The organism is Sinorhizobium glycinis, from assembly GCF_001651865.1.
In the GTDB taxonomy this organism is placed as follows: Bacteria; Pseudomonadota; Alphaproteobacteria; order Rhizobiales; family Rhizobiaceae; genus Sinorhizobium; species Sinorhizobium glycinis.
The window spans coordinates 163,023-185,112 of sequence record NZ_LPUX01000060.1 but is presented as its reverse complement, the minus strand read 5'-3'; the positions used below and the strand labels follow the sequence as shown (position 1 = coordinate 185,112).

General features: G+C 64.2%; 19 protein-coding genes. 9 read left to right on the top strand and 10 right to left on the bottom strand.

All coding sequences use genetic code 11. The annotated features are described in order from the left end of the window. Positions 1–4 precede the first annotated feature (4 nt). Positions 5–1,186, bottom strand: a complete 1,182-nt coding sequence (locus AU381_RS14330; RefSeq protein WP_064242424.1) for an acetyl-CoA C-acetyltransferase — start codon at positions 1,184–1,186, stop codon at positions 5–7. Between AU381_RS14330 and AU381_RS29750 the strand changes: the two genes are divergently transcribed. Beyond that, positions 1,185–1,412, top strand: a complete 228-nt coding sequence (locus AU381_RS29750; RefSeq protein WP_156528605.1) for a hypothetical protein — start codon at positions 1,185–1,187, stop codon at positions 1,410–1,412. The genes AU381_RS14330 and AU381_RS29750 overlap by 2 nt on opposite strands. Continuing rightward, on the top strand, positions 1,412–1,990 hold the full coding sequence (phaR, locus tag AU381_RS14325; protein WP_018235994.1) for a polyhydroxyalkanoate synthesis repressor PhaR: 579 nt from the start codon (positions 1,412–1,414) through the stop codon (positions 1,988–1,990). The genes AU381_RS29750 and phaR overlap by 1 nt, the downstream gene beginning before the upstream one ends. 239 nt (positions 1,991–2,229) lie before the next feature. Here the strand turns inward: phaR and rpmF are convergent, their stop codons facing one another. The 3 genes from rpmF to mtgA all read right to left on the bottom strand — a co-directional run bounded on the left by rpmF (position 2,230) and on the right by mtgA (position 4,060). After that, a complete protein-coding gene (gene rpmF / locus AU381_RS14320) occupies positions 2,230–2,415 on the bottom strand; it encodes a 50S ribosomal protein L32 (RefSeq protein WP_003543812.1) in 186 nt (61 codons plus the stop codon). 174 nt (positions 2,416–2,589) lie between these two features. Next, positions 2,590–3,237 carry a glutathione S-transferase family protein gene (locus tag AU381_RS14315; protein WP_064242423.1) on the bottom strand — a complete coding sequence of 216 codons (648 nt, stop codon included), beginning with the start codon at positions 3,235–3,237 and terminating at the stop codon, positions 2,590–2,592. A 76-nt stretch (positions 3,238–3,313) separates the two neighbouring features. Beyond that, positions 3,314–4,060, bottom strand: coding sequence for a monofunctional biosynthetic peptidoglycan transglycosylase (mtgA, locus tag AU381_RS14310; RefSeq protein WP_082910043.1), 747 nt, complete (start codon positions 4,058–4,060; stop codon positions 3,314–3,316). Between the two features lie 211 nt (positions 4,061–4,271). On the opposite strand from mtgA, the gene AU381_RS14305 reads away from it, so the two are divergent. From AU381_RS14305 to AU381_RS14295, 3 genes are all read left to right on the top strand, one after another. Next, entirely contained in the window at positions 4,272–5,186 is a 915-nt protein-coding gene (locus tag AU381_RS14305; RefSeq protein WP_064242421.1) for a polyprenyl synthetase family protein, read from the top strand. Positions 5,187–5,191: 5 nt separating this feature from the next. Continuing rightward, the gene (hisC, locus tag AU381_RS14300; RefSeq protein ID WP_064242644.1) at positions 5,192–6,247 is read left to right on the top strand and encodes a histidinol-phosphate transaminase; all 1,056 of its coding nucleotides are present in this window, start codon (positions 5,192–5,194) and stop codon (positions 6,245–6,247) included. A gap of 89 nt (positions 6,248–6,336) precedes the next feature. Beyond that, entirely contained in the window at positions 6,337–6,978 is a 642-nt protein-coding gene (locus AU381_RS14295; protein ID WP_064242420.1) for a LysE family translocator, read from the top strand. Positions 6,979–7,032: 54 nt separating this feature from the next. On the opposite strand, the gene ispG is transcribed toward AU381_RS14295, so the two are convergent. From ispG to AU381_RS14280, 3 genes are all read right to left on the bottom strand, one after another. Next, positions 7,033–8,286 (bottom strand): flavodoxin-dependent (E)-4-hydroxy-3-methylbut-2-enyl-diphosphate synthase, encoded by a 1,254-nt coding sequence (ispG, locus tag AU381_RS14290; protein WP_064242419.1) that lies wholly within the window; start codon positions 8,284–8,286, stop codon positions 7,033–7,035. A gap of 377 nt (positions 8,287–8,663) precedes the next feature. Next, complete coding sequence (locus tag AU381_RS14285; protein ID WP_064242418.1) at positions 8,664–9,860, bottom strand: MFS transporter; 1,197 nt, start codon at positions 9,858–9,860, stop codon at positions 8,664–8,666. 27 nt (positions 9,861–9,887) lie between these two features. Then, positions 9,888–10,709, bottom strand: a complete 822-nt coding sequence (locus tag AU381_RS14280) for a DeoR/GlpR family DNA-binding transcription regulator (RefSeq protein ID WP_064242417.1) — start codon at positions 10,707–10,709, stop codon at positions 9,888–9,890. Between the two features lie 272 nt (positions 10,710–10,981). Between AU381_RS14280 and AU381_RS14275 the strand changes: the two genes are divergently transcribed. From AU381_RS14275 to AU381_RS14265, 3 genes are all read left to right on the top strand, one after another. Next, the gene (locus AU381_RS14275) at positions 10,982–11,755 is read left to right on the top strand and encodes an amino acid ABC transporter substrate-binding protein (RefSeq protein ID WP_064242416.1); all 774 of its coding nucleotides are present in this window, start codon (positions 10,982–10,984) and stop codon (positions 11,753–11,755) included. A 332-nt stretch (positions 11,756–12,087) separates the two neighbouring features. Further along, a complete protein-coding gene (locus AU381_RS14270) occupies positions 12,088–12,768 on the top strand; it encodes an ABC transporter permease subunit (RefSeq protein WP_064242415.1) in 681 nt (226 codons plus the stop codon). Further along, positions 12,765–13,526: an amino acid ABC transporter ATP-binding protein gene (locus tag AU381_RS14265; protein ID WP_064242414.1), complete on the top strand. Its 762-nt coding sequence runs from the start codon at positions 12,765–12,767 to the stop codon at positions 13,524–13,526. Before AU381_RS14270 ends, AU381_RS14265 begins: the two co-directional genes overlap by 4 nt. A 166-nt stretch (positions 13,527–13,692) precedes the next feature. Here AU381_RS14265 and pyc read toward each other — a convergent pair whose 3' ends face one another. Both pyc and AU381_RS14255 read right to left on the bottom strand, forming a co-directional pair. Continuing rightward, positions 13,693–17,151 carry a pyruvate carboxylase gene (gene pyc, locus AU381_RS14260; RefSeq protein WP_064242413.1) on the bottom strand — a complete coding sequence of 1,153 codons (3,459 nt, stop codon included), beginning with the start codon at positions 17,149–17,151 and terminating at the stop codon, positions 13,693–13,695. Positions 17,152–17,337: 186 nt separating this feature from the next. Then, on the bottom strand, positions 17,338–18,078 hold the full coding sequence (locus AU381_RS14255) for a helix-turn-helix transcriptional regulator (RefSeq protein WP_037390409.1): 741 nt from the start codon (positions 18,076–18,078) through the stop codon (positions 17,338–17,340). A gap of 368 nt (positions 18,079–18,446) precedes the next feature. On the opposite strand from AU381_RS14255, the gene AU381_RS14250 reads away from it, so the two are divergent. Then, the gene (locus AU381_RS14250) at positions 18,447–20,204 is read left to right on the top strand and encodes a glucan ABC transporter ATP-binding protein/ permease (protein ID WP_064242412.1); all 1,758 of its coding nucleotides are present in this window, start codon (positions 18,447–18,449) and stop codon (positions 20,202–20,204) included. 708 nt (positions 20,205–20,912) lie between these two features. Here the strand turns inward: AU381_RS14250 and AU381_RS14240 are convergent. Next, positions 20,913–22,079 (bottom strand): OpgC family protein, encoded by a 1,167-nt coding sequence (locus tag AU381_RS14240; protein WP_064242411.1) that lies wholly within the window; start codon positions 22,077–22,079, stop codon positions 20,913–20,915. Between the last annotated feature and the right edge of the window lie 11 nt (positions 22,080–22,090).

Genomic DNA, 22,090 nt, shown 5'->3' with positions numbered 1-22,090 from the left:
ACAGTTACAGGCGCTCGACGCACATGGCGACACCCATGCCGCCCCCGATGCACAGCGTTGCAAGACCCTTGGAGACGCCGCGCCGCTTCATCTCGAAGAGCAGCGTGTTGAGGACGCGGGCGCCGGAAGCGCCGATCGGATGACCGATGGCGATCGCACCGCCGTTGACGTTGACGATCGACGGATCCCAGCCGAGATCCTTGTTGACCGCGCAGGCCTGCGCCGCGAAGGCTTCGTTCGCCTCGACGAGCTCGACGTCGCCGATCGACCAGCCGGCCTTCTCGAGCGCCTTGCGGGAAGCGGGGATCGGACCGGTGCCCATGATCTGCGGATCGACGCCGGCCGTCGCCCAGGAGACGATGCGGGCGAGCGGCTGGATGCCGCGCCTGGCGGCCTCGGCCTCGGTCATCAGCAGCGCCGCGGCGGCACCGTCATTGAGCCCCGAGGCGTTGCCGGCGGTAACCGTGCCCTCCTTGTCGAAGGCCGGCCTGAGCTTGGCGATCGAATCGAGCGTGGCGCCGTGGCGGATATATTCGTCCTGATCGACGGTCACGTCGCCCTTGCGGGTCTTGACGATGAAGGGGACGATCTCGTCGGCGAACCGGCCGGCCTTCTGCGCCGCTTCCGCCTTGTTCTGCGAGCGGAGCGCGAACTCGTCCTGCTCTTCGCGGGTCAACTGCCACTTGCGCGCGACGTTCTCGGCCGTTGTGCCCATGTGATAACCATAGAAGGCGTCGGTCAGGCCGTCCTTGATCATCGTGTCGATCATCTTGTAGTCGCCCATCTTCACGCCGCCGCGCAAATGCGCGCAATGCGGCGCCATCGACATCGACTCCATTCCGCCGGCCACGATGATGTTGGCATCGCCGGTGGCGATCTGCTGCATGCCGAGGGCGACGGCGCGCAAGCCCGAGCCGCAAAGCTGGTTCATGCCCCAGGCGGTCTTCTCCTGCGGCAGACCGGCCTTGATCGCCGCCTGGCGGGCCGGGTTCTGCCCCTCGCCGGCCGGAAGCACCTGGCCGAGGATCACCTCGTCGACCTCTCCCGCCTCGACACCGGCCCGCTCGAGGACCGCCTTGATGACCGTTGCACCCAGTTCATGAGCGGGTGTGTTGCCGAAGGCGCCGTTGAAGGACCCGACGGCGGTGCGAGCGGCGCTGGCGATCACGATGGAGGGATTGCTCATGGGACGTTTCCTCTTGTTTCCTTTGCCTGGAGGAGCAGACTGGCAAAGCCGGGAGCGCAAGTCAAACGCCTTGATGCTCCGCCACAAAAGCTTCACGGGCGGCGTCGTTCATCACGTTTTGCACCTGCGTCGCCGCAACGCACAAAGAGATTGTCAGCGGCGCTCTTTTGCGGATACTCTTAAAAAACACAATAAAGACGGGACGATGGGTAAGAGGAGACCCTGATGGCGAAGAATGAAGGCCAGATCGTTATCAAGAAATACGCGAACCGGCGACTCTACAATACCGGCACGAGCACCTACGTGACCCTCGACGATCTGGCCGTGATGGTGAAGAGGGGGGAGGACTTCGTCGTGCAGGACGCCAAGTCCGGCGAAGACATCACCCATTCGGTACTGACGCAGATCATCTTCGAGCAGGAGTCGAAGACCGGCAATACGCTTCTGCCGATTTCATTCCTGCGGCAGCTCATCTCCTTCTATGGCGACCAGATGCAGATGGTCGTGCCGAGCTATCTCGAACATTCGATGCAGGCCTTCACCGATCAGCAGGCGCAGATGCGCGAGCAGATCAACAAGGCCTTCGGCGACACGCCGCTCGGCAAGAACCTGCAGGTGCCATTGCAGCTGGTCGAGGAGCAGGTGCGGCGCAACACCGAGATGTTTCATCAGGCGATGCAGATGTTCTCGCCCTTCATGGCCGCTCCTCCGGCCAAGGAAACCAAGAAAGCCGAGGCGAAGGACATCGACGAGCTCAAGGAGCAGCTGCGCGCCCTGCAGACCAAGCTCGACAATCTGGGCTAGCAAAATTCCCCTCCCCAACCCCTCCCCACAAGGGGGAGGGGCTTCCCCTGCCGCGCCCCCGGCGTGACACAAATCGCACCACATGTGGAAACGTTGAATTGGCGCAGGCGGCGGACGCCTGCGAGCCCCTCCCCCTTGTGGGGAGGGGTTGGGGAGGGGCATTTCGCCATGTCCAACGCACCAAAAGAAAAAGGGCCGGCAGAGCCGACCCTTCGAACTTCATCCGCAGATGGAAACGCTTATGCGCTTTCCTTCGGCGTCAGGACCTGGCGACCGCGGTACATGCCGGTCTTCAGGTCGATGTGGTGCGGGCGGCGCAGTTCGCCGGAGTTCTTGTCTTCGACATAGGTCGGAGCCTTGAGGGCGTCAGCGGAACGGCGCATGCCACGCTTGGACGGGCTCGTTTTTCTTTTCGGTACAGCCATTTCATTCTCCACTTATCGGGCAAAACACTGTTCAGCAGCCGAAAATGGCCGGGTCAAACAGATGTCGATCTCGGAAATTTCGCGCGCTTATACATGCCCGACCGCGCTTTGACCAGTCCCCGCACGCAAATTTTCGACTCGGCAGCACGCGGAAGCGTCCTTCCCCCGCAGAGATCAGGCCTCGTCCTCGGGCACGATCCACGGTTCGGCCCTTGCGGCTTCCTCCCATTTGCGGAAGGCCGGGTGCGCCTTGACGGCGTCCATGTAGGCGAGCGTCGCTGGATCCGTCGTGAGCGCGTAGACCTCCAGGCGGTTGACGACCGGGGCGAACATCGCGTCGGCGGCGGTGAACCGGCCGAAGAGGAAGGGTCCGCCGGAGCGGGCGATCGCCTCGCGCCAGATCTCTTCGATCCGCGCGACGTCGTCCATGACCCCATCGGGAAGCGCGATCGCCTTAACCGGCCGGCGGATGTTCATCGGGCAGGCGCCGCGCAGGGCCCGGAAGCCGGAGAGCATCTCCATCGAATAGCTGCGCGCGCGGGCACGCTCCTCGCGGTCTTCCGGCCAGAGGCCCGCCTCGGGATAGAGCTCCGCCACATATTCGATGATGGCCAGCGACTCCCAGACGCGCGTTTCGCCATGGTGGAGGACCGGCACGCGCCCCGTCGGCGAGATCTCGCGAAACCGAGGGTTGCCAGCCGGAAAGTCGAAGGGAATGACGACGTCTTCAAACGGGACGCCGCAGCCTTCGAGCGCGAGCCATGGCCGAAGTGACCAGGACGAGTAATTCTTGTTGCCGACATAAAGGACGAGCTTGGCCATAGATCCCCCGGTGTGATTTGGTTCGGCGAGAGGATTGCCACATCAGCCGCGGCAAGACCAATGAATTGCCTTCATCTCAATCATAAAGACATGTGATGTAGCCGCCGGAGCGGCTGGCGCGGCGCTCGATCACCGAGGCGAGGCGTCTCAAGCCCCGCCCGGGCTTGCCGGCATTGCGGTCGATCGGATTGGGCAGCGCCACGGCGAGCAGAGCGGCCTGGCGGCGCGAAAGCTTCGCGGCGGAAACGCCGAAATGATGCCGCGCGGCGGCTTCGATGCCGTAGATCCCGTCGCCCCACTCGGCGACGTTCAGGTAGATTTCCATCATGCGCCGCTTGCTCCAGACGAGATCGGCGACGACGGCGAGCGGCAGTTCCATTCCCTTTCGAATGAAAGAGCGCCCGTTCCAGAGATAGAGGTTCTTGACCGTCTGCATCGGGATCGTGCTCGCGCCGCGCGTCTGCTCGCCATCCAGCGCGTCCTCGACGACGCCGCGCATCTGCGTCCAGTCGACCCCGTTATGGGCGCAGAACTGGCCGTCCTCGGACATCATCACCGACTGGACGAGGACCGGGGAAATATCGTCGAACTCCACCCATTGCCGGTCATAGCCACGCAGGAGAACGAGGTCACGCAGCATCAATGTCGAAACCGGATGGATGAAGCCGATGAGATAGACGAAGATCAGCAGGTAAGGCAGCAGGAGAAGGGCAAGGACCGCGAGAACGAGACGCCGGCGCCGCGTTCGCCACGTGCGGCGCATGACAGACCACCGTCCGGCGGGCAACTCGCCCTCCTCGCGTTCTTCCGGAACGATGTCCACGGCCTGACTGTCCACCCCTCTATCCATTCCCACTCTTATTTCATGGCCCCGCTCTTATTTCATGGCCCACTCTTATTTCATGGATAGCGAAAGTTGAACGGCCTTTCGGGTAAAAGACAAGGATGCCTGTGGACTCATCCCGAACTAAACGCGCGACCTGCGACGCGAAAGTCCGTTGAAAGCCGCTCTTTCACGTGCCAAAGAGCCTCTCATGCAAGACGAGACACCATTTTTTGCGGAACGCCTCCAGGCCGCGGCGCTGGCGCTCGAGAGCCTGCTCTCGGGGCTGCTCGGGCCTGCCGCCCAGGCGGACGAGATCGCCCGGCCGGCGCATCTGCTCGAAGCCATGCGCCATGGCGTGCTCAACGGCGGCAAGCGGCTGCGCCCCTTCCTCGTCGCCGAAAGCACCGCGCTTCTCGACGGCAGTGCCGATGCGGCGCTCAGGATCGGCGCGGCGCTCGAATGCGTGCATTGCTATTCTCTCGTCCATGACGACCTGCCGGCGATGGACGACGACGACCTTCGGCGCGGGCAGCCGACCGTGCATATCGCCTTCGACGAAGCAACCGCCATTCTCGCCGGCGACAGCCTGCTGACCTTCGCCTTCGACATCGTCGCCGCCCCCGAGACGCCGCTCTCCGACCGCCAGAAGACCGCGCTCGTGCTGGCGCTGGCGCGCGCCTCCGGCCATGGCGGCATGGCTGGCGGTCAGGCGCTCGACCTCGCCGCCGAGAAGACGGCGCCGGATGAGGCGGGTATCGTCACGCTGCAGGCGATGAAGACGGGCGCCCTGATCCGCTTTGCCTGCGAGGCGGGGGCGATCATCGCCGACGCAAATCCCGAGGATAGCCGGCGACTGCGCGCCTTCGGCGAGAAGATCGGCCTTGCCTTCCAGCTTGCCGACGACCTGCTCGACCTCACCGCCGATGCCGAGGCCATGGGCAAGGCGACCGGCAAGGACGCCGCCCGCGGCAAGGGCACGCTCGTCGCCCTGCACGGCCAGGCCTGGGCCGAACGAGAACTCGAAAGACTGGTGGCCGAAGCCGAAGAGCTGCTGGCGCCGTACGGCACCCGCTCGGCCGTTCTCGTCGAAACCGCCCGCTTCATCGCCAATCGCAGGAGTTGACCGCTGTGAGCAAGTTCTGGTCGCCGATCGTTTCCACGCTGAAGCCCTATGTTCCGGGCGAGCAGCCGCGTATCGCGAATCTCGTCAAGCTCAACACCAATGAGAGCCCCTACGGCCCCTCGGAACAGGCGCTCGAAGCGATCCGGGCGGCGGCAAGCACAGATCTCCGGCTCTATCCGGATCCGGTCGCGCTGGGACTGAGGGAGGCGATCGCCACGCGATATGGCGTCTCGGCCGGCGAAGTCTTCGTCGGCAATGGTTCCGACGAGGTTCTGGCTCACGCCTTCGCCGCACTTCTGAAGCATGACGAACCGCTGCTTTATCCGGACATTTCCTACAGCTTCTATCCGACCTATGCGGGGCTCTTCGGCATCGACGCGATCGAAGTACCGCTCAATGCCGCATTCCGCATCGACCTCGCCGACTACCGCCGTCCCTGCGGCGCCATCATCCTGCCCAATCCCAATGCGCCGACCGGCATCGGCCTGCCGCTCGGCGAAATCGAGAAGCTCGTCGCCGAACATCCCGACCAGCCGGTGGTGATCGACGAGGCCTATATCGACTTCGGCGGCGAATCCGCGGCCGCCCTCGTCCCGAAACACGACAACCTGCTGGTCGTGCAGACCTTCTCCAAGTCGCGGGCTCTCGCGGGTCTGCGCGTCGGCTTCGCGATCGGCCAGCGACCGCTGATCGAGGCGCTGGAGCGCGTCAAGGACAGCTTCAATTCCTATCCGCTCGGGCGTGCCGCCCAGGCCGGCGCGACCGCGGCGATCAAGGACGAGGCATGGTTCGAGGCGACGCGCGGCAAGATCATCGCCACGCGCGCCAGGTTGACCAGCGAACTGGAAAAGCGCGGCTTTGAGGTCCTGCCGTCCCAGGCGAACTTCGTCTTCGCCCGCCATCCCGACCATGCCGGCCAGGCATTGGCGGCCAAGCTGCGCGAGCGCGCGGTGATCGTCCGCCATTTCGCCAAGCCGCGGATCTCCGATTTCCTCCGCATCACCATCGGCACCGACGAGGAATGCGGAAGGCTGGTTGCAGCACTCGACGAGATACTCTGAGGCCCGGCGGCGCTCACGTCCCGCGTCCAATTGGCAGCGGCTGACGCTTCGGCTACTGTCGGTGCGAATAGCAAAGGATGGCCGCTCCCATGTTCGATCTTACGCCTTATCTGCCGCAGCTTCTGGTCGCATGGATGGCCTATGTCATCGCCATCGTATCGCCAGGCCCGGCGGTGCTGGCGATCATCGCGACATCGGTGAGCCAGGGACGAAAGGCCGGCGTGACGCTCGCTCTGGGCGTGCTGAGCGGCAGCTATGTCTGGGCAATGTTAACCGCCTCGGGTCTCTCGGCACTCATCCGGACCTATGGCGAGGCGATCGTACTCCTGAAGTTCGCCGGTGCCTGCTATCTGTTCTGGCTCGCCTACAACGCCCTCAGAGCCGCGATGCGAGGCGATAGGGGGCAGGCAGCCGCAAGCGCTGCGCTGCAGACCTCACCGAAAAGGCTCTACCTCAAGGGACTTGGCGTCCACCTCACCAATCCAAAGGCAATCTTCAACTGGATCATGCTGGTTTCGCTCGGCATGCCGGAAGGCGCGCCGGTCACCGTCACCGCCGCTTTCATCGGCGGCTGCATGCTGATCGGTCTCTTGGTCTTCTGCGGCTTTGCGATCGTCTTCTCGCTCTCGCCGGTGCACCGCGCCTATCTGAAGTCGCGGCGGATCATCGAAAGCCTGATGGCAGGTTTCTTCGCCTTCTCCGGGCTGAAACTGCTGACAGCGCGGATTTGATCTCTCGCGGGAAGCGGGCGGAAAGCCGCCTCGCCCTTTTCCCATCCCGCTCGACTACTCCGCCGCCGCCTGACCGTGACCGAAGCGCTTTTCGATATAGTCGGCGACGAGGAGCTGGAACTCCTCGGCGATCTTCGGGCCGCGCAAGGTCATCGCCTTCTGGCCGTCGATGAAGACGGGGGCGGCCGGCGTCTCGCCGGTGCCGGGCAGCGAAATGCCGATATCGGCATGCTTGCTCTCGCCCGGGCCGTTGACGATGCAGCCCATGACGGCGACCTTCAGCGCCTCGACGCCCGGATATTTCTCGCGCCAGACCGGCATGCTGGCGCGGATATCCTCCTGGATCTTCTGGGCGAGCTCCTGGAAGACCGTCGATGTGGTGCGGCCGCATCCGGGACAGGCGGCGACGACGGGGATGAACTGGCGGAAGCCCATGACCTGCAACAGCTCCTGGGCCACCTGCACCTCGCGGGTGCGGTCGCCGCCGGGCTCCGGCGTCAGCGAAATGCGGATCGTGTCGCCGATGCCCTGCTGCATCAAGATGCCGAGCGAGGCAGAGGAGGCGACGATGCCCTTCGTCCCCATGCCGGCCTCGGTGAGCCCGAGATGGAGCGCATGGTCGGAGCGGGCGGCAAGCATCGCATAGACGGCGATCAGGTCCTGGACGCCGGAAACCTTGGCCGAGAGAATGATGCGGTTGCGCGGCAGGCCGAGTTCCTCGGCAAGCTCCGCCGAGAGGAGCGCCGACTGGACGATCGTTTCGCGCGTCACCTCCTGCGCCGTCAGCGGCGATCCATTGGCCTGGTTCTCGTCCATCAGACGCGTCAGCAGTTCCTGGTCGAGCGAGCCCCAGTTGACCCCGATGCGCACCGGCTTGTCGTAACGGATCGCCATCTCGATGATCTCGGCGAACTGCTTGTCCTTCTTGTCCTTGAAGCCGACATTGCCCGGATTGATGCGGTATTTGGCGAGCGCCTCGGCGCAGGCCGGGTGGTCGGCGAGCAGCTTGTGGCCGATATAGTGAAAGTCGCCGACGAGGGGCACGTCCATGCCGAGACGCAGCAACCGGTCGCGGATATTCGGCACGGCGGCGGCACTTTCGTCGCGGTCGACGGTGATACGCACCAGTTCCGAGCCCGCCCTGTGGAGTGCTGCCACCTGGGCCACGGTTGCGTCGATATCGGCCGTATCCGTATTCGTCATCGACTGGACGACGACCGGCGCGGCACCGCCGACGATGACGCCGCCGACATCGACGGCGACCGAGGCGCGGCGCGGCTTTGGCTCGAAATCGAAGGCAGAAGACATGAAGGCCTCTTCGTGGGTCCTGTTTGCCGGCCACGCATCCCGTGTCCCGCGTTCGCCCTTTCAGGTGGCGAAGGAAAGCGTGCTTGTCAACGGCAACATCACGCGCTGACGGCGAATTGATGGCAGGGCGCCGGGCGCTTTAACCTATCGAGACCTCAAGGCGTTGAACGCCCCCCATCCCGCTGCCGCGACCTTCTCCCCGTTTTGACGGGGAGAAGGGATCTGCCGCGCCCTCCTGCCCCACGTCGACTACAGGTGCCAAGGCGATGTGGGGAGCCCGGAGCATGCCGCGAGTCTCCTTCGCCCCGCTTGCGGGGAGAAGGTGGCCGGCAGGCCGGATGAGGGGCGAAGCGCCCGCACGCGGACATCCCGCGTGGCTAGGAATGACCCCTTCCATGGTCCGCGTGGACGGCGTGGTGCGAGAGGAGAAGCACGACGACGAAGAGAACGGGGAGCGATGCGAAGATCACGGCAAAGCCGCTATGCTCGGCAATGAAGCCGATCAGCGACGGCGCGAACAGCATGCCGGAATAGCCCATGGTGGTGGCGACCGCGAGGCCGATGCCCGCTTGCAGGCCCGGCATGTTGCCGGCCGCCGAAAAGGCGATCGGCACCATGTTGGAAATGCCGATGCCGGCGACGGCAAAGCCGAGAATCGCCAAAAATGCATTCGGCGCGAGCCCCGCGCCGACAAGTCCGACGAGCGCCGTGACCGTGCAGATGCGCAGCGTCTTCGTCGCACCGAAGCGATCGCGCACATGGTCCCCGGCAAAGCGCATCGACGCCATGGTCGCCGAGAAGGCGGCAAAGCCGAAGCCCGATAGTTCGACCGAGGCGCCGAGTTCGTTGCGGAGATAGAGCGCCCCCCAGTCGAGCACGGCCCCTTCCGGCACCATCGAGAACAACGCCATCAGGCCGACCAGCCAGGGCAGCGGCGTCATCGGCAGGCGCAGTTTCTCTTTAGCCGCCGCGGGATGAGGTTTATCGGCGAGGATGATCGGCCAGGCAGCCGCAAGGATCGCGGCGCTGAAGCCGGTCACCAGGATTGCATGCGGCAGCACGCCGACCCGCGCCATGAGGAAACCGCCGATGCCGGCGCCGATCAGCCCGCCGAGGCTCCAATAGGCGTGGCAGGAGGACATGATGGCGCGGCGCATGGATTTCTCGACTTCGACGGCATTGGCGTTCATCGCCACGTCCATGGCGCCGACGAAACCGCCGAGCAGGAACATGCCGATCGCCGCCGTCCAGACATTCGGCACCAGCGTCAGGACGAGGAGCAGGGGCGAGAGGACGATCGCCGTGGCCTTGGCCACTTTCTCGGAGCCGATGCGGGCAATATAGCCGCCGGCGATCGGCATCAGCACCAGCGAACCGACGCCGAACACCAGGATCAGGAGGCCGAGCACGCCCTCGCCGATCCCGAGCCGGTCCTTGAATTCCGGGATTTTCGGCGCCCAGCTCCCGGTGACGAAGCCGTTCATCAGGAACAGGAGGGAGACGGCGAGCCGGTTCTTCGACATATAGCCCTGCCGGACTGCGGCCTTCGGGGCGTTCTCTGTGCGCTGATCCATTTTGATCTTCCTGTTGCCGGTCGCGGCTCAAGTGGTGATTTCGATAGGATTGCCGTGGCGCGGTGTTCGTCCGGCGCCCTCCCCCGCCAGAACGACGGCCGCCCCCTGCGCGGCGAAGGCGGCGATCTGAGCCTTCGGCGCATCCGCCTCGAGGACGAGCCTCAAAGCGGGGTCGATACCGATCACCGCGTGCGGTGCGGCCGTGCCGAGCTTGTCCGTGGTGATGGCGGCGAGCACCGAGCGACTGCCCGAGGCTATCAGCCGCTTGAATTCCGCGTCCTCGAAATGGAAGGCCGTCAGCCCCGCATCCGCGTCGGCACCGCAGGTCCCGAGGACGCAGAGATCGGGCCTCAGCAACGCCGCGTCGCGCTGCGCCCTGGCCCCGACCGACGCCCCGACCGTTCGGTCCAGCGTGCCGCCGATCAGGATGAGGTCGAGACCCGGCTTCTCCATCAAGGCCGCAGCTATCAGCGGCGTGTTGGTGACGATCGTTGCCGATAAATCCGGGGCGATGGCGCGGGCGATCGCCAGATTGGTCGAGCCCGCATCGAGAAACACCGTCATGCCGCGCTCAATGAAGCCGACCGATGCCCGCGCCAGCGCCGCCTTGCGCTCAGGGGCGAGTGCCGCGCGCTCGCTCAACGAACCTGCGTCCGGAGCGATCGGCAGGGCACCGCCATAGACGCGCTCGCAAAGGCCCGCCGCGGCCATTTCCCGCAGGTCGCGGCGGATCGTGTCTTCGGAAACCTTGAACTCGCGCGCAAGATCGGCGGCGAGAACGCGGCCATCGGTTCTCAGGCGCTCCCGGATCAGGGATTTTCTTTCGCGCAGCAGCAACTCGGTCGACATAGCCCCAATCGTGCATAAACGTGCATGAATCGATGGGAACGTGAATACCACCCCTGCTTGGCGATTTCAACCTTGGATAACTCGGAACAGGCACGCCGCTTGGAGGTTTTTTTATGGCGGGCGTTCCGATGGGGGAGGGTTCGCTTGAGAAAATATTCTATCGAAACGGCTGAGGATTGGTCTTTTATGCGCTCAGGCGGCCCGGAATTTGTGCGAGTCTCGCCCACAATCCGGATGACGGGCCGGAGAACAACGAAGATGGAAACAAGACAATGAAACTCCTTCCGACACTTTTCGCTGCCGCCCTCCTGCAACTTGCCGCCTTTGCGTCGGCCGAAGCGGGGTCGAACCTCGACGAGGTCAAGTCGGCCGGTGTGCTGAAGATCGGCACCGAGGGCACCTATGCGCCCTTCACCTATCATGACGCGAACGGCACGCTCGTCGGCTTCGACGTGGAAATCGGCCAGGAAGTCGCCAAGCGCCTAGGCGTCAACGCCGAGTTCCTCGAAGGCAAGTGGGACGGCCTGATCGCCGGCCTCGATGCCAACCGCTACGACACCGTCATCAACCAGGTCGGCATCACCGAGGAACGCAAGAAGAAATACGATTTCTCCGAGCCCTATATCGCCTCCAAGGCCGTGCTGATCGTCAAGGGCGACAACGAGGAGATAAAGGACTTCGCCGACTTGAAGGGCAAGAAGTCCGCCCAGTCGCTAACCAGCAACTTCGGCAAGCTGGCGCAAGCCTCCGGCGCCGAGCTTGTCGGCACCGACGGCTTCGACCAGTCGATCCAGCTCGTCCTGACCGGCCGCGCCGATGCGACGATCAACGACAGCCTCTCCTTCCTCGACTTCAAGAAGCAGAAGCCGGACGCCCCGGTGAAGATCGCCGCTGAAAAGCCCGACGCCGACTATTCCGGCATCATCCTGCGCAAGAACGAGCCGGAACTGCTGGCGGCGATCAACAAGGCGCTTGAGGAGATCAAGGCCGACGGCACCTATGAGAAGATCTCGCAGAGATATTTCGGCGCCGACGTGTCGAAGTAGAGTGTGGGAACGCCGTGATTTGCCCCTCATCCGCCTGCCGGCACCTTCTCCCCGCAGGCGGGGAGAAGGGATACGCTGCAGCGCCTTAGTCCCCTCTCCCCGCGCACGGGGAGAGGGCTAGGGTGAGGGGCATCCGCGGCGCACATGCCCTGCGGCCGGCGGATCAACTTTCTGCGTGATTCCCCCTTGTGGGGAGTAGTACGCAGGGCCGGCAGGAGGCCTTTACGGAACAGTTGCATGGGGCGCGGTCACCGCACCTTTCCCCATCCCGCTCCATGATTTACGATCCGTTCCGGCCCCGGAGCGGATCCCAGCGTTTTGAAAGGTTTCCCTTGCCAGACTGGCTGAACCTCATGGCGGAATCGCTGCCGACCCTGCTCTGGGCCGGCTTGATCTTCACGGTGCCGCTGACCCTGCTCTCCTTCATACTTGGCCTGCTGCTCGGCCTCGTCACCGCCATCGTCAGGCTTTTCGCGCCAGCGCCCTTTGTCGCCGTGGCGCGCTTCTATGTCTGGGTGATCCGCGGCACGCCGCTGCTCGTTCAGCTCTTCGTCATCTTCTACGGGCTGCCGAGTATGGGTATCCTGCTGGATGCATTCCCGGCGGCGCTGATCGGCTTCACACTGAATATCGGCGCCTATACGTCCGAGATCATTCGCGCCGTCATCTCCTCCGTGCCGCGCGGCCAATGGGAGGCCGCCTATTCGATCGGCATGAGCTGGAGCCAGGCGATGCGCCGCACCGTCCTGCCGCAGGCGGGCCGCGTCGCCGTGCCGCCGCTCTCGAACACCTTCATCTCCCTGGTGAAGGACACCTCGCTCGCCGCGGCAATCACCGTGCCGGAGCTCTTCCAGACGGCGCAGCGCATCGTCGCCACCACCTACGAGCCCCTGATCCTCTATATCGAGGCGGCGCTGATCTATCTCGTCATGAGTTCCGTGCTCTCGGCCCTGCAGGTGAGGCTGGAGAAACGCTTCGCCCGCTATGGCGGCTTCCTGGAGGCGCGCGCATGATCGAGCTCACGCATATCGTCAAGCGCTTCGGCGCCAACACGGTCCTGAACGACATCAGCGTCAGCCTGGCGGAAGGCACCGTGACGGCCCTCGTCGGCCCGTCAGGCGGCGGCAAGAGCACGCTTCTGCGCTGCGTGAACCTGCTGGAAGTCCCGACCAGCGGCACGATCCGGCTCGGCGACGAGCGGCTGGACTTTGCCCCCGGCCGCAAAGTCGGCTGGCAGGCGATCCAGAGGCTGCGCCGTCAGACCGGCATGGTGTTCCAGAACTTCCAGCTCTTTCCGCACCAGACTGCGCTCGGCAATGTCATGGAAGGCCTGGTTACCGTTCTCAAATGGCCCGCCGACCGCGCCCGCGCGCGGGCGCTCGAACTCCTGGAGAAGGTCGGCATGGCTCACAAGACCGACGCCTGGCCCTCGACGCTTTCCGGCGGCCAGCAGCAGCGCGTGGCGATCGCACGGGCGCTAGCGCCCTCGCCACGCGTGCTCCTCTGCGACGAGCCGACCTCGGCGCTAGATCCGGAATTGGCAGAAGAGGTGGTCGAGGTCCTTAGTCGGCTGGCGCGCGAAGGCACGACGATGATCATGGCGACCCACGACCTGCGCCTCGCCTCGCGCGTCGCCGACCACGTGGTCTTCCTCGACGCCGGCGTCGTCGTCGAAAGCGGCCCGCCGCGCAAGATCTTCTCGACGCCGGAACGGGAGCGGACGAAGAGGTTCATCGCCTCGCTCAGCGCGCCGATGAGCTATGATATTTGAATGATCTGGCGAACAACCGGCTGTCGCCGCAACCGTGCCGATAGCGGCTGCCACATCCCTCTACCTGTCATCCTGGGGGGTACCCGCTACTACAGCAGTCCGTGCATCCTTTCACTTCAATGCGGCCGGAATGTTCCGGCCGCATCAGAAAAGAAGGCCGGGTGCCTCACCCGCCAAACACGATCAGCAAATCCTTGGCATCGATCTGGTCGCCGGCCCTCACCAGCACCTCGGCGATCGTGCCGTCCTTCTCGGCGTGCAGGGCCGTCTCCATCTTCATCGCCTCGATCGAGAGCAGCACGTCGCCGGCCTTGACCGGCTGGCTGGGGTGGACGGCGACGGTCGAGATGACGCCCGGCATCGGTGCGCCGAGTTGGGCGGCGTTGCCGGCCTCGGCCTTGCGGCGGATGGCGGCGGAGGCGCCGCGGTTGCGGTCCGGCACCTTGATCGAGCGCGGCTGGCCGTTCAGTTCGAAGAACATCTTGACCATGCCCTTCTCGTCGATCTCGCCCTGCGCCTGGTTGAGGATCACCAGCGTCTTGCCCTTCTCGATGTCGGCGAACAGCTCCTCGCCCGGCGCCATGCCGTAGAAATAGGCGGGCGTCGGCAGGACGCTCACTGGACCGTAGGTCTCGCAGGCCAGCGCATAGTCGGTGAACACCTTCGGATACATGAGGTACGAGGCGAATTCGAAGTCGTCGACGCTGCGGCCGAGCTTCTCCTCGATCGCCTTGCGTTCCGCGTCGAGGTCGGCGGGCGGCAGCAGCGAGCCCGGCACGGCCGTATAGGGCGCTTCGCCCTTCAGCGCCTTTTTCTGCAGCGCTTCCGGCCAGCCGCCCGGCGGTTGGCCGAGGTCGCCCTTCAGCATCGATACGACCGAATCCGGGAAGGCGATGTCCTTAGCCGGGTTCTCGACATCGGCGACCGTGAGGTCCTGCGAGACCATCATCAGCGCCATGTCGCCGACCACCTTGGAGGACGGCGTCACCTTGACGATGTCGCCGAACATCTGGTTGGCGTCGGCATAGGCCTGCGCCACCTCGTGCCAGCGGGTCTCCAGCCCGAGCGATCGGGCCTGTTCCTTCAGGTTGGTGAACTGGCCGCCCGGCATCTCGTGCAGGTAGACTTCCGAGGCCGGTCCCTTGAGGTCGCTTTCGAAGGCCGCATACTGATGGCGCACCGCCTCCCAGTAGAAGGAGATGCGGCGAATCCATTCCGGGTTCAGACCGGGGTCGCGCTCCGTGCCGGACAGCGCCTCGACGATCGAGCCGAGGCAGGGCTGTGAGGTGTTGCCGGAGAGCGCATCCATCGCCGCATCGACGATGTCGGCGCCGGATTCGACCGCCGCCAGCACCGTCGCCGCGGCAATGCCCGACGTGTCGTGGGTGTGGAAATGGATCGGCAGGTCGGTGGCGTCCTTGAGCGCCTTGAACAGCACCCGCGCGGCGGCCGGCTTCAACAGCCCCGCCATGTCCTTGACGGCGATGATATGGGCGCCGGCCTTTTCCAGTTCGGCGGCAAGCGCCGTGTAATATTTGAGGTCGTATTTCGGCCGGGCCGAATTCAGGATGTCGCCGGTGTAGCAGATCGCCGCCTCGCAGATCCGGTTCTCCTCGGCGACCGCTTCCATCGACACCCGCATGTTGTCGACCCAGTTCAGGCAGTCGAAGACGCGGAAGACGTCGATGCCGCCCTTCGCCGCCTGGCGGACGAAATATTTGACGACGTTGTCCGGATAGTTCTTGTAGCCGACGCCGTTGGCGCCGCGCAGAAGCATCTGCAGGAGCAGGTTCGGTGCGCCCTCGCGCACCATCGCCAGCCGCTCCCACGGGTCCTCCGTCAGAAAGCGCATCGACACGTCGAAGGTGGCGCCGCCCCAGCATTCGAGCGAAAACAAATTGGGCAGCGCCCTGGCATAGGTGCCGGCGATGCGCGCGATGTCATAGGTGCGCATGCGGGTGGCGAGCAGCGACTGGTGGCCGTCGCGCATCGTCGTGTCGGTCAGCAGCACCTGGGGCTGCGCCTTGACCCATTCGGCGAATTTCTTCGGCCCAAGCTCATCGAGCTTCTGCTTGGTGCCGGGCTTCGCCTCGCCATTGATGAACGGCACGACCGGCGCGGCGATATCGTCGTTGGGCTTCGGCCGGCCCTTTGCCTCCGGATGGCCGTTGACGGTGACGTCGGCGAGATAGGTCAGGAGCTTGGTGGCGCGGTCCTGCCGCTTGACCTGCTGGAACAGCTCCGGCGTCGTGTCGATGAAGCGGGTGGTGTAGCTGTTGTCCTTGAACTTCGGGTGGCCGATGATCGCCTCGAGGAAGGTGAGGTTGGTGGCGACGCCGCGGATGCGGAATTCGCGCAGCGCCCGGTTCATCCGCTGGATCGCCTCGTCCGGCTTCGGCGCCCAGGCGGTGACCTTTTCGAGCAGCGGATCGTAATAGCGGGTGATCACCGCGCCGGAATAGGCGGTGCCGCCGTCGAGCCTGATGCCGAAGCCGGTGGCGCCGCGATAGGCGGTGATGCGGCCATAGTCCGGAATGAAGTTCTGCTCCGGGTCCTCGGTGGTGATGCGGCACTGCAGCGCATGGCCATTGAGGCGGATATCCGCCTGCTTCGGCACGCCCGATTCCGGCGAGCCGATGGCAAAGCCGTCGAGGATGTGGATCTGCGCCTTGACGATGTCGATGCCGGTGACCACCTCGGTCACGGTGTGCTCGACCTGGATGCGCGGATTGACCTCGATGAAGTAGAACTTGCCGGTGTCGGCATCCATCAGATACTCGACCGTTCCGGCGCCGATATAGTTGGTCGCTTCGGCGATCTTCAGCGAATAATCGGCGAGTTCCTGGCGCTGCGCTTCGTTGAGATAGGGGGCCGGCGCCCGCTCGACGACCTTCTGGTTGCGCCGCTGGATCGAGCAGTCGCGCTCGAAGAGATGGACGACATTGCCATGCGTGTCGCCGAGGATCTGGCTTTCGACGTGGCGGGCCCGCTCGACGAGCTTTTCCAGATAGACCTCGTCCTTGCCGAAGGCGGCCTTCGCCTCGCGCTTCGCCTCGGTCACCTCGCGGATCAGGTCCTTCGGGTCGCGGATGGCCCGCATGCCGCGGCCGCCGCCGCCCCAGGAGGCCTTCAGCATCACCGGATAGCCGATCGCATCGGCGAGCCGCTTGATCTCGGCCTCGTCGTCCGGCAGCGGATCGGTCGCCGGCACGACCGGCACGCCGATCGAGATCGCCAGGTTGCGGGCCGCCACCTTGTTGCCGAGCTGGCGCATCGTCTCCGGCTTCGGGCCGATGAAGGTGATGCCGTTTTCGGCACAGGCCTCGGCGAATTCCGGGCTTTCGGAAAGCAGGCCGTAGCCGGGGTGGATGGCGTCGGCGCCTGAAAGCTTGGCGACGCGGATCACCTCGTCGATCGACAGATAGCTTTCGATCGGCCCTAGATCGCGGGCGAGATGCGGGCCGCGGCCCACCTGATAGCTCTCGTCCGCCTTGAAGCGGTGCAGCGCCAGCTTGTCCTCCTCTGCCCAGATCGCGACCGTTTTAAGCCCCAGCTCATTGGCCGCGCGGAAGACGCGGATGGCGATTTCGGATCGGTTGGCAACAAGGATCTTCGAGATGGACAAGTCGGACTCCTCATAGACTTGGAACGCGGGAATGCTGCACCCGCGAAAAGAACTATTAGCGAGTCAAGGAATGAAGTGCAATTTCAGATGCGACACGAAGCCTAACCCATTGGGTCATAGCGGAGCTCCGGGCCGTGCGGACAATCAGACCGGTGCCCCTCCGGCGGGCAGGCCAGAGGGGTTGAGCTAGGAAATCAAGCCGAGACGGAAGGCGATCGCGACCGCATGGTGCCGGTTCTTGGCCTTCAGCTTTTCCTGGATGCCGTTCATGTACCAGTCGACCGTGTGGCTCGAAATGTCGAGCACCTTGCCGATGTCGTTGGAGGTCATGCCGTCGGCGAGATAATTGAGCGCCTCCATTTCGCGGCGCGTCATCTGCACTTCGACGCGCGAGACGAGCTCGGCCATGATTTCGGGATCGGTCAGCTCGAGCAGCTTCCAGAACAGCCGCTTGGCGATCGCGTCGAAGAGGCTCAGTTCCACCGGACTCAGATCGACCACGCGGCCGCCGACGGTCAAGTTGCCCATCAGCCCGCGCCGGCCGTGTACGGGAAAGATGTAGCCGTCGAAAAGCCCGTGATTGCGGGCTTCGACCATCATGCTTTCCATGCGCTTGCGATGCGGGTCGGAACGGAAGGCGACGAGCGTGTCGCGCCAGCGGAAACCGCGCTGGGCGTGGCCGAGATAGCGAATCGTCGGATCGATGACGACATATTTCTTGCGGATGTAGATCTGCGGCCAGCCCTCCGGCCAACGGCCGGCGAGCAAAAGCCTCAGCGGGTTCTCGTGCGGTTTGGGCTGGCGCACCACGCCGTAGAAATCGAAGCCGCAGCGATCGAGCAGCCGCTCGAACTCGGGCAGGATTTCCTCGCGTGTCTTCATCTCCTCAAGAAGCGCCAGAAACTGTACGAGCAACGTTATATTCATGGAACACCCTGTGGTCGGAACGGACAGCGAGCGCTTGCGAATCCTTCTATGAACGTACCGTTCAGAAGCCATTCATGTTGCAACCGCGATAATTCTTCTTATCACGCCCGGTCCTGTACGAAACCTGCAAAAAATCGGAGTCGTGGCAAGAGATTGCGAACGATGGATCGTCCACCAATTCCTCCCTTGGACCCGGATGATCAAGCCGTCTGATTTGCCCGCTTCGCGTTTTCCGCAGGTTTTTCGCGGGGCCGTCTCGCGCGGCTTTGTCGGTCTTGCAGATCAATCCTGCGTCGACCGCCGGGGGCGCAACGCACTGCCGCACTGCTGTTGCGGCGCCAAATCCGATGCCCAAGAGGGGTGAGACAGTGTCTTTATTCCAGGTGTATGCAAGAGCGCTTCAGTATCTTGCTGTCCACAAATTTCGTGTCGGGGCGATCGTCATCGCCAATATCGTCCTGGCTGTCATCACGATCGCCGAGCCCATCCTCTTCGGCCGCATCATCGACGCGATCTCGTCGCAGAAGGACGTCGCGCCGATGCTGCTGCTATGGGCCGGCTTCGGTGTCTTCAACACGATCGCCTTCGTGCTCGTCTCCCGCGAGGCCGACCGTCTTGCCCATGGCCGCCGGGCGACGCTCCTGACGGAAGCCTTCGGCCGGATCGTCTCCATGCCGCTCTCCTGGCATAGCCAGCGCGGCACCTCCAACGCGCTGCACACGCTGCTGCGGGCCTGCGAGACGCTCTTCGGCCTCTGGCTCGAATTCATGCGGCAGCACCTCGCGACCGCCGTTGCACTCGTCCTGCTGGTGCCGACCGCCTTCGCCATGGATTTCCGCCTGTCGATGGTGCTCGTCGTGCTCGGCGCCGCCTATGTGCTGATCAGCAAGGCGGTCATGAACCGCACCAAGGACGGCCAGGCCTCGGTCGAGAACCACTATCACACCGTGTTCTCGCACGTCTCCGACGCGATCAGCAACGTTTCCGTGGTCCACAGCTACAACCGCATCGAGGCGGAAACGCGGGAACTCAAGAAATTCACCGAACGGCTGCTCTCGGCGCAGTTCCCGGTGCTCGACTGGTGGGCGCTGGCGAGCGCGCTCAACCGCATCGCCTCGACCGTCTCGATGATGGCGATCCTCGTCATCGGCACCATCCTGGTGCAGCGCCGCGAGCTCGGCGTCGGGGAGGTCATCGCCTTCATCGGCTTCGCCAACCTGCTGATCGGTCGTCTCGACCAGATGAAGGCTTTCGTGACGCAGATCTTCGAGGCACGCGCCAAGCTCGAGGACTTCTACAAGCTCGAGGATTCGGTGCGCGAACGCGAGGAGCCGGCCGGCGCCAAGAAACTCACCGGCGTCGTCGGCGAAGTCGAGTTCCGCGACGTCTCCTTCGACTTCGCCAATTCGGCCCAGGGCGTGCGCAACGTCTCGTTCACCGCCAAGGCCGGCCAGACGGTCGCGATCGTCGGCCCGACCGGGGCCGGCAAGACGACGCTCGTCAATCTTCTGCAGCGGGTCCACGAGCCGAAGCACGGCCAGATCCTGATCGACGGCGTCGACATCTCCACCGTGACGCGCCAGTCGCTGCGCCGGTCGATCGCCACCGTTTTCCAGGATGCCGGCCTGATGAACCGCTCGATCGGCGACAATATCCGTCTCGGCCGCGAGGACGCGACGCTGGAAGAGATCATGGGCGCCGCCGAAGCGGCCGCTGCCAGCGACTTCATCGAAGGCCGCCTCAACGGCTACGACACGATGGTCGGCGAGCGCGGCAACCGGCTCTCGGGCGGCGAACGCCAGCGGATCGCCATTGCCCGCGCCATTCTCAAGAACGCGCCGATCCTCGTGCTCGACGAGGCGACCAGCGCCCTCGACGTGGAGACCGAGGCGCGCGTCAAGGAAGCGATCGATGCGCTGCGCAAGGACCGCACGACCTTCATCATCGCCCACCGCCTGTCGACGGTGCGCGAGGCCGACCTGGTGATCTTCATGGATCATGGCCGGATCGTCGAGATGGGCGGCTTCAACGAGCTCAGCCACAGCAACGGCCGCTTCGCCGCCCTGCTGCGGGCAAGCGGCATCCTGACGGACGAGGATGTGCGCAAGAGCCTGACGGCGGCATAGCGTCGGCAGCATCCACACGATCAGATGCCCCGGGTGCTTCTGCCCCGGGGCATTTTTTCATTGATCGGGGGAGTTTCCGGGGCTTATGCGGCAGCGAGAAGGGGTGGCGAAGTACGGCAGCTCGACGCTAGTTTGTGATCGTGCCCTGGCGGACGAATTTCTCCAGGAGGAAGGAACGATTAGGACTCTTAAATTGATGGCCGACTATCACTGCTTTCCGGTTTGGGAGATTGCCGACGACAGTCTAGACAATGTCGATCCGGCTTCGCTTCCGATCTCGAAGGACCTGATTCTTCGTCTAAATTCGTGGGCGGAAAATTCGACAATACGCTGAATTTTGATGATCCGATTAAGTCCGGCTTCCAATCTGATGTGTTGGATGAAGCATTCCTCAATGAGGGCCGACATTTGTATCAAACTCTGCAATCTCAGCTGGGAGGCGGGTTTTTAGTCACCTATGAAGGTAGTGAGGCGACTAAACGCGCCACGCCTTAATGCACAAGCCTGAGGTGGGAAAGCCGGCTGGGTCTGCTGCTCCCCCTCATCCGCCTGCCGGCACCTTCTCCCCGCAAGCGGGGCGAAGGGACTCGCGGCACGCTCTCAGTCCCCTCTCCCCGTACTTACGGGGAGAGGGCTAGGGTGAGGGGCAAATTTGCATCGATCACCGCGCGCGCCACGCGCGATACGCACCAAAAGCCTTCGGATAAGCTACGCCGTCCTGAGCGGCTTCGCAGCGGCCATTTCCCGCAGCCAGTCGAGGTAGTAGGCATAGACGAAGTGCAGGCCGATGCCGGCGATGACGAAGAGCGAGCCGACGATCGGGTTCTTGCCGGTGACGAAGAGCAGCACCTGGCCCGCCATGGCGAGGATCGTGCCGAAGATGAACACCGCCAGCGAATGCCGGCCGACCATCACCAGCGGATGGTTGGTGTCGAGCCGCGTCAGCCGGCTGACGAGCGGGGTGATCGCCAGCAGATGGGCAAGCGCCAGCACGTGCAGGAGCCGTGTCAGCGACAGGAACGTCTTGTCGAAGCCGGTCAGCACCGCCGGCAGGCCGAAGGAGAGGTCGATGCTCCACCAGGAGAACAGCACCCAGGCGCCCGATATCAGCAGATAGGCGGCGGAAGGGACGATGAGCCACAAGCTGCGCGGCAGGCTGCCGCCGCGGCGCACATGGCTCATCGAAAGGATGCCGATCACGAACAGGAACTGCCATGACCAGGGATTGAGGAACCAATAGCCCTCGTCGAGGAAATTGTACGGCACCAGCTTGAAGCAGCCGGCGGCAAGCCAAAGAGTTGCCGAAAGGACGAACAGCAGTCGCGGACTGGCGGCATTCAGCCATAAGAGGCCGGGCAGCATCAGGAACAGCACCGCGTACATCGACAGGATGTTGTTGTAGCCGAGCTGGTGGCCGAGCAGCACCATGGCGACGATACCCTGCTCCGCCTGCTCGACGATCGGGCGGATGTTGATTTCGCCGATCAAGTCCTGGCGGCCGAAATAGAGCGCGCCGCCGGCAAAGATCGCCAGCGTCACCACGCTCGTCATGATATGCGCGACGTAGAGCGTCAGCGCCCGCCGCCAGGTCTTGAGCGTCAGCGCCAGCCGCGCACCGATGACAAAGCGGCCGCCATAAGCGACGCCGACCGACAGGCCGGAAATCAGCACGAAGGCCTCTGCCGAATCGGAAAAGCCGATGTTCTTGTGGGTGAGGTATTCGAGATACTGACCCGGAACGTGGTTGACGAAGATCGTCAGCAGGCAGAGGGCCCGGAAGACGTCGAGGCGGGTGTCGCGCCCAGTGGCCGGGCCAGTCGTGGCCGGGGCGGTTGCGATCCGGTCTCTGACGCCCCAAGAAGTCTTTTGCAGCATACGGTCCTTAT